This window comes from Sorangium sp. So ce363 (genome assembly GCF_051520435.1).
Taxonomy (GTDB): domain Bacteria; phylum Myxococcota_A; class Polyangia; order Polyangiales; family Polyangiaceae; genus Sorangium; species Sorangium cellulosum_B.
The window spans coordinates 12,428,360-12,441,419 of sequence record NZ_CP150333.1; the positions used below are offsets into that span (position 1 = coordinate 12,428,360).

8 protein-coding genes are annotated in these 13,060 nt (G+C 74.0%); all 8 read left to right on the forward strand.

What is annotated here, in order from left to right:
- The first annotated feature begins 150 nt into the window (after positions 1-150).
- The 8 genes from WMF12_RS46785 to WMF12_RS46820 all read left to right on the forward strand — a co-directional run bounded on the left by WMF12_RS46785 (position 151) and on the right by WMF12_RS46820 (position 13,047).
- Positions 151-2,385, forward strand: a complete 2,235-nt coding sequence (locus tag WMF12_RS46785) for a substrate-binding domain-containing protein (protein WP_437855946.1) — start codon at positions 151-153, stop codon at positions 2,383-2,385.
- 124 nt (positions 2,386-2,509) lie between these two features.
- The gene (locus WMF12_RS46790; protein ID WP_437855951.1) at positions 2,510-4,831 is read left to right on the forward strand and encodes a substrate-binding domain-containing protein; all 2,322 of its coding nucleotides are present in this window, start codon (positions 2,510-2,512) and stop codon (positions 4,829-4,831) included.
- A gap of 116 nt (positions 4,832-4,947) precedes the next feature.
- Positions 4,948-6,048, forward strand: a complete 1,101-nt coding sequence (locus WMF12_RS46795; protein WP_437743192.1) for a hypothetical protein — start codon at positions 4,948-4,950, stop codon at positions 6,046-6,048.
- A 273-nt stretch (positions 6,049-6,321) separates the two neighbouring features.
- Positions 6,322-7,662 carry a hypothetical protein gene (locus tag WMF12_RS46800; RefSeq protein WP_437855953.1) on the forward strand — a complete coding sequence of 447 codons (1,341 nt, stop codon included), beginning with the start codon at positions 6,322-6,324 and terminating at the stop codon, positions 7,660-7,662.
- A gap of 640 nt (positions 7,663-8,302) precedes the next feature.
- Positions 8,303-9,391 (forward strand): SDR family NAD(P)-dependent oxidoreductase, encoded by a 1,089-nt coding sequence (locus tag WMF12_RS46805; RefSeq protein ID WP_437855955.1) that lies wholly within the window; start codon positions 8,303-8,305, stop codon positions 9,389-9,391.
- Positions 9,388-10,680 carry a TIGR04295 family B12-binding domain-containing radical SAM protein gene (locus tag WMF12_RS46810; RefSeq protein ID WP_437855956.1) on the forward strand — a complete coding sequence of 431 codons (1,293 nt, stop codon included), beginning with the start codon at positions 9,388-9,390 and terminating at the stop codon, positions 10,678-10,680. Before WMF12_RS46805 ends, WMF12_RS46810 begins: the two co-directional genes overlap by 4 nt.
- Positions 10,667-11,857, forward strand: coding sequence for a glycosyltransferase family 4 protein (locus WMF12_RS46815; RefSeq protein ID WP_437855960.1), 1,191 nt, complete (start codon positions 10,667-10,669; stop codon positions 11,855-11,857). Before WMF12_RS46810 ends, WMF12_RS46815 begins: the two co-directional genes overlap by 14 nt.
- Positions 11,848-13,047, forward strand: a complete 1,200-nt coding sequence (locus WMF12_RS46820; RefSeq protein WP_437855961.1) for a CgeB family protein — start codon at positions 11,848-11,850, stop codon at positions 13,045-13,047. Before WMF12_RS46815 ends, WMF12_RS46820 begins: the two co-directional genes overlap by 10 nt.
- The last annotated feature ends 13 nt before the right edge of the window (positions 13,048-13,060 follow it).

Consider the following 13,060-nt stretch of genomic DNA (forward strand, 5'->3'; position numbering starts at 1 on the left):
AGGCCATGTCCGCCGCCTGACGATTCGCTCCGGATTCAGCGGCAGAACCCCAGACTTCTGGCCCGGGCCGGCGGCGCAGCGTGTACGATGTAGCCGGTCCGCAGCGGCCGTGGGAAAGGCGGTCAGTTGTGGAGCAGGAGGCCGTCGGGAATGGGTCAGGGTCGCCAGGGCAGTGCAGTACCGTTGCCGGAGCAGTGGGGCGAGCTGCCGGGCGCCGCGCGGTCGAAGGCCAGGGAAAGCGCCGGCGTCTCCGGCCCTGATGCGCGCCGGTCCGAGGGCGCGCACGCGGCGGCCCGCCCTCCCACCCTCGGCGTCGTCGCCCCGTTTCTCTCCGGCGCGTTCTGGGGCCCTGTCCTGCTCGGCATTCACGAGTCGGCCCAGCGGCGCGGGATCCGCACGCTGGTGCTGCGCGGCACGCCATCCGAGGTCCTGGCCCCCTCGCTCGCCAGAGAGCAGGTGGACGGGTGGCTCGTCATCATCGAGTTCGGCGGCCTCGAGGCGCTCGCCGATGCGGGGGTCCCGTTCATCACGCTCGGCGCCCGCCCCGCCGGCGTCCGCTGTCCCGCGGTGGTCCCGGACAACCATGGCGGCATCCGGAACGCGGTGCTCCACCTGATCGAGCACGGGCACCGGCGCATCGCGTTCGTCGGCAACTTCGCCGCGTACGACGTGCGCGAGCGCCGCGACGCCTACATCAGCACGCTCGCCGAGGCCGGGATCCCCTTCGACCCCGATCTGGTCATCCCGTGCGACAACAACATGTACAGCGGAGGCCGGGCCGCCGCGCCGCTGCTCCTCGCGCAGCTGCCCGCGTGCACGGCGGCGGTCTTCGGGACCGACAAGAACGCGCTCGGGACGATGTCCGAGCTGAAGGCGGCGGGCGTCCGTATCCCCGAGGATTTCGCGATCATCGGCTTCGACGATGTCGTGGAGGCGCAGAGCGCCGACCCGCCGCTGACCACGGTGCGCCAGCGGTTCGAGATGATGGGGAGCGCGGCGTGCGAGCTGCTCGCGTCGATGATCGCCGGCGAGCCCTTCCCGCCCGAGGGCGTGCGCACGGCCAACGCGCTCGTCCTGCGGAGCTCGTGTGGCTGCAATGTGGTCCAGAACTTCCTCGACACGGAGGACGCGGCGTCCGAGGAGGACGCCGGCGACACCCTGGCCCGGCAGATGGTCGAGCAGCTGCTCCTGCCGCGCCCGCTCCCGCCGGATACCCCGCCGGCCGCGGTCTGGCCGGCGGTCACGCGGGTGGTCGACATGTATTTCGCGGCGCTCCGGGGCTCCGCGTCCGCCCCGGCGGCCGAGCTCGAGCGAGCCTACCGCCAGGCCGTCGCCATCACGCCCGATCTGGGGGCCCTGCTGTCGACGGCCCGCCTGATGGATCAGCTCCCCGAGCGGCGCCGCATGTCCCTGGACGCCGCGTCCAGGCGGCGGGTCCAGGACTTCGTGGAGCTGGCGCGCCTCGCGAGCGCGCGGGCGCGGCTCGACGCCGAGACCCGCTCCGTCCACCAGCTCGGGGTGCTCGCGAGGACCAACTACGATGTGAGCTTCGCCCTGCTCGGCGGCACCCAGCAGGAGTACCGGTCGCTCTCGTGGCTCGAGACGACCACGATGGTCTGGGGTTGCCTCGCGTTATGGGATGACCCGGCGGAGCGCGCGGGCCTCGTCGTCGCCGGCGCCTACAGCCGCGACGGCAGCCCGGTCCCCCCGAACGGGAGCCGCCATCGGCTGGAGGCGTTCCCGCCGGCGGAGATGCTGCCGCCCTCGGCCGCGGACGGCACGTACATGGTGCTGCTCCTGCCGATACGCTCCGTGGAGCGCGACTGGGGGATCCTCGTGCTCATCGGCCCGGCCGTCGTCGCGATGACCGGGGACGAGGGCACGGTCGCGATCTGGGGGACGCTGCTCGGGGCGGCCCTCGAGCGCGACGCGCTGCTGGCGTCGCTGTCGGCGCGGCACGCCGATCTGCAGCAGGCGTTCGCGAGCGAGCGCGCGCTGTCGCAGACGGTGCGGGAGCTGGGCTGCCCGATCATCCCGCTCCTCTCCGGCGTGCTGCTCGTGCCGCTGATCGGGATGCTCGACGGCGGCCGCGCCCAGCAGGTGCTCGAGAAGGTGGCCGAGGGGGTGAGCCGGCACGAGGCGCTGTCCGTGCTGCTCGATCTCACGGGCGTTCCGTTCGTGGACATCCAGGTCGCCCATTTCCTGGGCATGACCAGCCGCGCGGCTGCCCTGCTCGGCGCGCGGGTCTACCTGGTCGGCGTGCGCCCCGAGATCGCGGAGAGCCTCGTCGACGTCGATCTCGGCGAGCTGGCCACGTTCTCGTCGCTCGCGATGGCGCTCCTCGAGCTCGCGCCGGCGGCGGGAGGCGCGCACAGGGCGAGGTGATGGGCGCGCCAGGGCACTGTCGCTTTCCTCACCTCCGGCCCGAAATCGATTAAGGATGGCGCTGGCCACGGAAGTGGCGAGGCTCGGCCGGACGTGGGCGAGCAGGGCGGGAGGGAGCGCGAGGATGGGTCAGGGGCGCCGGGACAGCGGCATCGTGGTGCCGGAGCAGTGGGGCGAGCTTTCCGGCGCACCGGGGCAGGCGGCGGGCTCGGGGCGCAGCACCGGCTCTTCTTTCCCTCCGGGGCGCCGCTCATCTTTCCCTCCGGGGCGCCGCTCTTCTCTCCCTCCGGCGCGCCGCACCGACGCCCCGCCGCTCCATGTCCCGGCAGCCGGCGCCGCGGCCCGCCCTCGCACCCTCGGGGTGATCTCCCCCTTTCTCGACGGCTCGTTCTGGAACCCTGTCCTGCTCGGCATCCATGACTCGGCCCAGCAGCGCGGGTTTCGCACGCTGGTGCTGCGCGGTACGCCGTTCGAGGTCCACGCGCCGTCGCTCGCCGGGGAGCAGGTGGATGGGTGGCTCGTCCTGATCGAGCTGCATGGCATCGAGGCGCTCGCGCGCGGCCGGGTCCCGTTCATCACCGTCGGCACGCGCGCCGCCGATGTCGCCTGTCCAGCCGTGATCCCGGACAACCACGGCGGGATGCGGAGCGCGGTGCGCCACCTGATCGAGCACGGGCACCGGCGCATCGCGTTCGTCGGCTACTTCGACGCGTACGACGTGCGCGAGCGCTTCGCGTCCTACAAGGACACGCTCGCCGAGGCGGGCATCCCCTTCGACCCCGATCTGGTCATCCGGAGCGACAACAACTGGTACAGCGGCGGCCAGGGCGCCGCGCCGGCGCTCCTCGCGCAGCTGCCTGGGTGCACGGCGGCGGTCTTCGGGACCGACAAGAACGCGCTCGGGATGATGCCCCTGCTGAAGGCGGCGGGCGTCCGCATCCCCGAGGATCTCGCCATCATCGGCTTCGACGACATCGCGGACGCGGAGGGCGCCGATCCGCCGCTGACCACGGTGCGCCAGCGGTTCGAGATGATGGGGAGCGCCGCGTGCGATCTCCTTGCGTCGATGATCGCCGGCGAGGCCTTCCCGGCCGAGGGCGTGCGCACGGCCAACTCCCTCGCCGTGCGGAGCTCGTGCGGGTGCAACACGATCCAGGAGTTCCTCGACAGGGAGGACGCGGTGCCCGAGGAGGACGCCGGCGGCGCCCTGGCCCGGCAGATGGTCGAGCTCCTGCTCCTGCCCCAGCCGCTCCCGCCCGGCCTCCCGCCGACCGAGGTATGGCCGGCGGTCACGTCGTTGATCGACGGCTATTTCGCGGCGCTTCGGGGCACCGCGCTGCCTTCGGCGACCGAGCTCGGGGGCGCCTGCCGGCAGGCGGTCGACATCACGATGGATGTGGGGACGTTGCTGGCGACGATCCGCCTGCTGGGCCAGTTTCACGAGCGCCGCGGCGCGTCCCTGGACGACACGGCCAGGCGGCGGGTGGACGCGTTCCTGGAGCTCGTGCGCCTCGCGATCGCGCGGGCCCGGCTCGAGGCCGAGAGCCAGTATGTCCGCCAGCTCGGGGTGCTCGCGAGGACGAATTACGATGTGAGCTTTGCCCTGCTCGGCGGCACCCAGCAGGCGACGCGGTCGCTCTCGTGGCTCGAGACGACCACGGTGGTCTGGGGCTGCCTCGCGCTGTGGGATGACCCGCAGGCGCGCTCCCGCCTCGTCGTCGCCGGCGCCTACAGCCGCGACGGCAGCCCGACCCCACCGATCGGCCGCCGCTGTCGGCCGGAGGCGTTTCTGCCGGCGGCGACGCTGCCGCCGTCGGCCGAGGACGGCACGCACATGGTGCTGCTCTTGCCGATACGCTCTGCCCGGCGCGACTGGGGGATCCTGGTGCTCGTCGGCCCGACCCTCGTTGCCATGGCCGGAGACGAGGGGACGGTCGCGATCTGGGGGACGCTGCTCGGTGCGGCCCTGGAGCGCGACGCGCTGGTGGAGTCGCTGTCGTCGCAGCACGCCGACCTTCAGAAGGCGTACGAGATCGAGCGCGCGCTCTCGGAGACGGTGCGCGAGCTGGGCTGTCCGCTCATCCCGCTCCTGCCCGGCGTGCTGCTCGTGCCGCTGATCGGGATGATCGACGGTGGCCGTGCCAGGCAGGTGCTCGAGAAGGTGTCTGAGGGGGTGAGCCGGCACAGGGCATCTTCCGTGCTGCTCGATCTCACGGGCGTGCCGTTCGTGGACGCCCGGGTCGCCGAGACGGTGGGCATGACCAGCCGCGCGTCCGCGCTGCTCGGGGCGCGGGTCTATCTGGTCGGCGTGCGCCCCGAGATCGCGATGAGCCTGGTCGGCGTCGACCTCGGCGTCCTGAGCACGTTCTCCTCGCTGTCGGCGGCGCTCCACGAGCTCGCGCCGGCGGGGCGGCGCGCGCGCAAGGCGAGGCGGGGGGCGCGGTGAGCCGCGACGAGGCTGCCTCGTAAGCACGGGCGCCTGTCGTTCGCGCCGGTGTGGAAGAAGTGGCGCGCGGCGAGGCGCCTTGACCTGTCGAGACGCGGCTGGCGTAGAATCGGTCCATGCTCGCCGTGCATTGCCCGCGCTGCGGGCGACCCGCGCCTGTGTCCCTCGCCAGCCCGGATCTCATGGCCTGCGCGGCGTGCCAGTACCGCGGCCCGCTGCCCGGGGAGGCGGCGCAGGGCCTGCGCGCCGCGGCGCACGTGGTCTTCCAGACCGACGTGCGCCGCCGCCAGCTCTCGGAGGCGCTGCGGCGGAGGCTGGTCACGGCGTCCCAGCGGCACGCGCGGCTGCTTGTCGTGTTCGCGCTCGCGTCGGTGCCGATCACCCTGCTCGGCGCGCTCATCGTGCTGGGGGTCTGGGTCAGCCCCGACACCGAGGGGAACGTCATCACCGGCGGCATGACGGTGGCGGCGTGGCTCGGCACCGTCGGGACCGGCGCGGCCGTGCTCGCGGTCATGCGCAGCAGGCAGCGGCGGCTCGAGGAGGCGTGCGCCGCGCGCCCCCCGGCGGCCCCGGGCGAGCCGGCGGCGTGCCACGTGTGCGGCGCGCCGCTCGGCGCGGGTGACGGCGCGATCGCGCGGTGCGGCTTCTGCGCCGCCGACAACCTGGTCGCCGCGGCCGTCCTCGAGCGGGTGCGCGCGCGCCAGGTCGTGATCCTGCGGTCGTTCGAGCAGGCCGTGAGCGCCGAGCTCGCCTCGTTCGGCCGGGCGACGTCCGGCGCCGCCGCGGTCGTCGTGGCGACCGCGCTCGCGGTCCCGGTCGCCTCGTTCGTCCTCGCCGTCGCCGTCACCCTGGTGGGCGAATCGAGGCGGTCGCCGGTGGACGCCGCCGTGACGTACGCGGTCGTCGGCACGCCGCTCGGGCAGTGCATCGGAAAGATCATGCCGGGAAAGGGCGGCGGCACGGCGGTGCGGTTCGGCGGGTTCCGGCGCGCGGAGCTGCCCGAGGAGCAGGCGATCGCGCCGGGAGCGCCGATCGAGGCCGTGTCGCCCGGGTCCCTCGTCGGCCGCTCCGTGACGGCGAAGCAGGGGGAAGGCGTCGTTCAGGGGGTGTTCTCGTCGCCGCTCACGGGCAACTCCGTCGAGGTCCGGCGCGAGGAGGGGACGTCGTTCACGAGCAGCATCGCCGGCCTGTGCCTGAGCGGCCCGCCGCCGAGGTGATCTGCGCGTGTTTCGCGCCCGCGTCCGGCAATTGACGTCGAGCGCTCAATCGCTGTTGATCGCCGCATTCCGCGCGGGCTCCGCGATTGCTGCGCTGTCCGCAATCGCGGAGCGCGCGCGGCGTTCGGCCGTCGCTCCTCTGCGCCGCGCGCGGTGCGGGCGCGCACGGGGGCGCCGCGCGCCGGAAGTTAGTTGTTCCGTGCCGGCGCCCTCCACGTATAGTGGGGGGTAGTTGGTTGGGGGTAGTCGGTATTCACACCCAGTGGAGACAAGATGAGCCAAGGTGGCTGGGGCGGGGGATCAGGGGGCGGTCAGGGCGGTGGTGGTTACGGGCAACCGCCGGGGGGTGGCTACGGCCCGCCGCCGGGCGGCGGCTACGGACAGCCACCCGGGGGCGCTGGCCCTGGTCAACCGCCGGGTGGTGGTTACGGCCAGCCTCCGGGACAGCCGCCGGGTGGTGGTTACGGCCAGCCTCCGGGACAGCCGCCGGGCGGTGGTTACGGGCAGCCTCCGGGCGGCGGTTACGGTCAGCCTCCGGGCGGCAGCTACGGTCAGCCGCCGGGGCAGCCGCCGGGCGGCAGCTACGGTCAGCCGCCGGGGCAGCCGCCGGGCGGCGGCTATGGCCAGCCGCCGGGGCAGCCGCCGGGCGGCGGCTATGGCCAGCCGCCGGGGCAGCCTCCGGGCGGCAGCTACGGCCAGCCGCCGGGGCAGCCGCCGGGCGGCAGCTACGGCCAGCCGCCGGGGCAGCCTCCGGGCGGTGGCGGCTGGGGCCAGCCTCCGGGGCAGCCTCCGGGCGGCGGCGGCTACGGTCCGCCCCCGGGAGGAGGCGGCGGCTGGGGTCAGCCTCCGGGCGGTGGCGGCGGCTACGGCCCGCCTCCGGGTGGCGGCGCCGGCTGGGGTGGGGCCAACCCCTACCAGCCCCCGGGCGGCGGCGCGGGCTATGGCTCACCCCCGGGCACGGGCGTCGCGGCGCCGTGGGGAGCGGGAGATGCGGCGTCCTTCGGCTGGGAGCGCCTGAAGCGCGACCCGGCTGTCCTCATCGGCGCCATGGTCGTCGTCGGGCTTGCGTCGAGCGTCCCCAACGGCATCGGCGGAGGCATCCAGGCGGCGCTCGCGAGGGATGCGCCCACCGCGGGGGCGGCCATCCAGTTGCTGATGCAGGCTGTCGCGCTCGTGGTCGGCGCCTACTTCGCCGGAGGCATGAACAACCTCCTCCTGAAGGTCGCGCGCGGCGAGCCGTACTCGTTCAGCGACGTCCTTGGCGGCGGGCGGTGGTTCCTGTCCATCCTGGGCGCCCAGCTCCTGACCGGTCTCGCTGTCGGCGCCGGCATGCTCCTCTTGATCGTCCCCGGCGTCATCGTCGCGCTCGGCCTGAGCATGACGACGCTGTGCATCGTCGATAAGAACCTGGGCGCCATCGACGCCATGAAGGAGAGCTGGCGAATCACGACCGGCCACAAGGGGGGCCTCCTCGTCTATGCCCTGCTCGCCTGCGCGCTCGTGCTGGCGGGCGTGCTCGCCTGCTGCCTCGGCACGCTCGTGGCCGCGCCGGTCGCCGCCATCGGGCTTGCGTTCATCTACCTGCGTCTGACGGGCCAGCCGACCGCGAGCTGAGCCTCCCGAGGGCTCGCTCCCGCGCTGCCCTCCTCCCTGCAAGCCGAGCCCCTCCCGCGCGCCATCGTCGCGCCGCCTCGCATCTCCCGCCTGGCAGATCCCCTCATTTTAGCGGGAGATTGAACAGGGAGGCGTGGAGGCGGGGAGATTGGTGGGATTTTCCTCCCCGTCTCCACGCCTCCCTGTGAATTTCTCCGAAGAATTCGAGGAGAAGCTTCAGACCTCCCTCTCCGCCTCCGTTTCCGCCCCGCGCCGAGCGCGCTCCTCCCTTCTCACCCCCGTCCCCGTCCGCTCTCATCGCCGGTCCGAGGGGCGTTTCTCGCCACAAACCCCCTTTGCGACACATCGAGTCTCCGCTGCCATCCGGCGGCGCCGTACCCTCTCCAGGAGGCGCGGAAGGCGCGATACCGATCGTCAAACAAAGCTCCTTCGATCGATTGCGGCTCTCCAGATCGCATGTTAATCGGTGTCTCCTCAGGGACTCCCGCGCAGCGAGGCGCGGAGCCGGGGGGGACATCGCGCGGCGGGCGGGCGTTCGGTCTGCCTGCCGCGCTGCGCCGTCGTGCGCCGTCCGCTCGCGAGGCGCTCTCTCTCATCACCCGCTCGCCCGCCGCTCGTCCAGACCGGAACGGAGCATCCTATGCCTGACCATGTCCTGATCACGGGGGGAGCCGGGTTCATCGGCTCTCACCTGGCCGACGAGCTGCTCCGAAAGGGGGAGCCGGTCCTCGTCCTCGACAACCTCTCGCGCGGGTTCGTCGAGCGCAACGTCGAGCGCCTCAAGGGGCGTCACGGCGCTGGCGTGGAGGTCCGGGTGTGCGACGTCCGGGACGAGCAGGCCGTGAGCGACGCCGTGCGGCGCGCCTCGTTCGTCTTCCACCTCGCCGCGCAGGTCGCCATCGCGAGGAGCGTCGCCGACCCGGCGCTCGACTTCGAGGTGAACGCGCGCGGCACGCTGAACGTGCTCGAGGCGCTCCGGAGGCTCGACCGCCCTCCGCCGCTCCTCTTCGCCTCCACCAGCAAGGTCTATGGCGCGCTGCCCGATCTGCCGATCGAGCGCGGCGAGGAGCGGTATCGACCCCTGTGCGAGAGCGCGCGCGAGCACGGCATCTCCGAGAGTCAGCCGCTCGATCTCCGGGGCCCCTACGGGTGCTCGCGGGGCGCCGCCGACCAGTACGTCCTCGATTACGCCCGCACCTTCGGCCTCCACGCCGTGGTGCTCCGGGTGAGCTGCGTCTACGGCCCCCCGCAGTTCGGCAACGAGGACCAGGGGTGGATCGCCCACTTCGTCGCGCGCGCCATCCGCCGCGACCCGATCACCCTCTACGGCGACGGGCTGCAGGTCCGCGACGCGCTGTTCATCGAGGACCTCGTCGACGCCCTCCTGCGCGCGCGGCGCGCGCTCAAGCTCACCTCGGGCCGCGCCTTCAACATCGGGGGCGGCCCGGACACGGCGGTGAGCCTCGTCGAGCTGCTCGATCTGCTCGAGGAGCTCGACGGGCGCCGCCCGGTCGTCTCGCTCGCCGCGTGGAGGCGGGGCGATCCGCGGTACTACGTCTCCGACTGCCGCGCCTTCCAGGCGCTCACCGGCTGGGCGCCGCAGGTCGCCCTGCGCGACGGGCTGCGCGCGCTCTATCAATGGCGCCTCGGCGTCGAGGCGCGCCTCGGGGCCGTCTACGCCGACATCCCCTCGTCTGTCCGGATGGACCGGCTGGAGGCCGCCTCGTGAAGGTCGCGCTTGTCAACCCGCCCTGGACCTTCCACGGCAGCGTCTATCTCGGCTGCCGCGAGCCGCACCTGCCGATCGAGCTCGGGTATGCGAGGGCGCTGCTCGAGCGCGCGGGCCACGAGGCCGCCCTCATCGACGCCCAGGCGCGCGGGATCGACCTCATCGCGCTGCGCGACGAGGTCGCGGCGCTCCGCCCGGCCATGACGGTGATCGCCACGGCGCCGAGCTACCTCTCCTGGCGCAGCCCCCCGCCCGAGCTGCGCGTGCCCATGGCGGCGGTCGCTGCGCTGCGGGGCCACGGCGGCCTCCTCGTCGCCGTCGGGCCCCACGGCTCCGCGACCCCGCGCGCGGCGCTCCGCAAGCTCGGCGTGGACGTCGTCGTCCTCGGCGAGTGCGAGGAGATCCTCGTCATGCTCGCCGGCGCGACCGAGTCGCGCTTCTGGCAGATCCCGTCGATCGCCTACCGCAGGAACGGCATCGACCACGTGCAAGGAGGCCCTTACGCCGCCTGCCTGAGGACGCTGCCGGCCCTGCGGTGGGAGGGCGCGACGATCGCGCGGCACGTCCACCACCACCACCGCTTCGACGCCGTGCCCGAGGGGCCGAGCGCCGAGATGGAGACCTCGCGCGGCAGCCCCTGCCGCTGCGCCTCCTGCGCCAGGGACGGCGCGCGCGACAGGCTCCGGAAGCGCCCGCTCGCGACGGTGCTCGAGGAGCTCGACGCGCTCCTCGCCGAGGGCGTGCGCCACGTCTACTTCATCGACGAGCGCTTCCTGCCCGACCGGGCCCTGCTCGAGGAGCTCTGGGCGCGGGACGTGGTGTTCGGCGTCCAGCTCAGGATCGACAGCTGGTCGCGCGAGATGCTCGATCTCCTCGGCCGCGCTGGCTGCGTCTCGATCGAGGCCAGCGTCGAGCGCCCGTCGATCGAGGGGATGGACGCGCTCGGCAGGCGGTGCAGCGCGTCGACCGAGGAGCTCACCGCGCTGCTCGTCCACGCCCGGCGCAGCGTGCCCTTCGTGCAGGCCAACCTGAGCGACGCGGGCTCCGGCGATCCGGCCGAGGCGGCGTCGTGGCGGCAGCGCCTCCTCGGGCTCGGCGTGTGGGCCAACGAGCCTGTCCCGGCGTTCCCGTACCCTGGCTCCCCCGCGTACACCCGGCGGTGGGGGGCGCCGGACGACGGCGCCTGGGAGCGGGCGCACGCCCATTATATCGCCGAGCACCGGACGTTCGGCGATCTGCCAGACAGCCGGCCGCTGCCGCTCACGGAGCTCGAGCATGGCGCGCGTTGACCGCGGATCCCCGGGCGCCGCGGCGCCGCGGCCCGGCCGGGTGCTGATGACGGCCGACACGCAGGGCGGCGTGTGGACGGTCGCGCTCGAGCTCGCAGGCGCGCTCTCCCGCGCCGGCGTGGCCACGGTGCTCGCGATCATGGGCGGGCCCCTGTCGCCCGCGGCGCGCGCGGCGGCCGCCGCGGTACCGGGCCTCGAGCTCGTCGAGAGCGCCTACCGGCTCGAATGGATGGATGACCCGTGGGACGACGTCGCGGCCGCCGGCGACTGGCTGCTCGACCTCGAGGAGCGGGCGCGGCCGGATCTCGTCCACCTGAACGGCTACTGCCACGCGGCCCTGCCGTTCCGGGCGCCCCGCGTCGTCGTGGCCCACTCCTGCGTGCTGTCGTGGTGGCGCGCGGTGCACCGCCGGCCGGCGCCGGTCCGCTACGAGCGCTACCGCGCGCGGGTCGCCGAGGGGCTCCGGGCCGCGGACGCTGTGATCGCGCCGAGCGCGGCGATGCTGAGCGCCCTCGCGGGCGAGTATGGCGCGCTCGGCCTCGGCCGCGGCCATGTCATCCCGCACGCGCGCGACCGCAGGCGGTTCGCGCCGGCGCCGAAGGAGCCGTTCGTCTTCGCGGCCGGCCGGCTCTGGGACGAGGCCAAGAACCTCGCGGCGCTCGAGAAGGTCGCGCCCCACCTCGCGTGGCCCGTGCTCGTGGCCGGGAGCGACGTCGCGCCCGGCGGCGTCGGCCGCCGCGCCGGGGAGAGCCTCTGCTCCCTCGGGTGGGTGGACGAGCCGGAGCTCACGTGGTGGATGTCGCGCGCCGCGATCTACGCCTCCCCGGCGCGGTACGCGCCGTTCGGCATGGCCACCCTGGAGGCCGCCCTCTCCGGCTGCGCGCTCGTGCTCGGCGATCTGCCGAGCCTGCGCGAGGTCTGGCGCGACGCCGCCCTCTACGTCCCCGCGGACGATCCGCGCGCGCTCCACGCCGCGCTCGACCACCTCATCCGGGACGTCGCGCGCCGCGAGGCGCTCGGCGCGCTCGCCCGCCGGCGCGCGGTGCGCTTCAGCCCGCGCGCCATGGCCCGCCGCTACCTCGACGTCTACGCCCTCGCGCTCGCCGCCCGCCCGCCGGCTCCCCGGCGGGTCTGCCCTCCTTCGTCGCCTTCACCCTGCGGGACACCATGCGAATAGCCCTCTTCTGCCACTCCTTGCTCTCCGACTGGGATCACGCGGACGCGCACTTCCTCCGCGGGATCGCGGCCGAGCTCGACGCGCGCGGCCACGACGTCCTCGCCTTCGAGCCCGAGGACGCCTGGAGCGCCCTGGGCCTCGTCGCCGCGTACGGCCCGGACGCGCTGCGCGAGGCCGCCGCCGTCTATCCGCGCCTCCGCCCGCGCCGTTACGCGCTCTCCACGCTGGACCTCGACGCCGCGCTCGCGGGGGTCGACGTCGTGCTCGTCCACGAGCGGAGCGACCCGGAGCTCGTGCGGCGGCTCGGCGAGCACCGCGCGCGCGCGGATCGTTATCGCCTCTTCTTCCACGACACGCACCACGGGCTCATCACCGATCCGGCCGCGATCGTGCGGCGCGATCTCTCGGGGTACGACTGCGTGCTCGGCTTTGGAAAGAGCGTTTGCGATCTCTACCTGAGCCGCGGCCTCGCGCGGCGCGCGGTGGTGTGGCACGAGGCCGCGGACGCGCGCCTGTTCCGGCCGCTGCCCGAGGTCGAGAAGGAGCGTGATCTCGTGTGGATCGGCAACTGGGGGGACGGCGAGCGGACGGCGGAGCTCCACGAGTTCCTCGTCGAGCCCGTGAGGGCGCTCGGGCTCCGCGCGCGGGTCCACGGCGTGCGTTACCCCGATCGCGCGCTCTCGGCGCTCGCGGACGCCGGCATCGAGTACGCCGGCTGGCTCCCCAACCACCGCGTCCCGGACGCCTATGCGCGCGCCCGGATCACGGTGCACGTCCCGCGGCGGCCGTACGCCGCGTGGCTCCCCGGCATCCCCACGATCCGGCCGTTCGAGGCGCTCGCGTGCGGGATCCCGCTCGTGAGCGCGCCGTGGACCGACGTCGAGCGCCTCTTCTCGCCTGGCCGGGACTACCTCGTCGCGCGCACGGGCGCGGAGATGACGGAGCACCTCCGCGCGCTCCTCTCGGACCCGGAGTTCGCGCGCGGCGTCGCCGAGCACGGGCGCCGGACGGTGCTCGCGCGCCACACGTGCGCGCACCGCGTGGACACGCTCCTCGACCTGATCGACGAGCTGCTCTTGCGGCCGTGCTACCGGCTCGGCGAGGCGGCGGAGGACGACGTGGAGCGGAGCGGCCCTGCGTCCGGCGTTCGCCGCCGCGACCCGGGCCGCTACCGGAGCCCGCTCGCGTGAGGTGCTGCGCGGC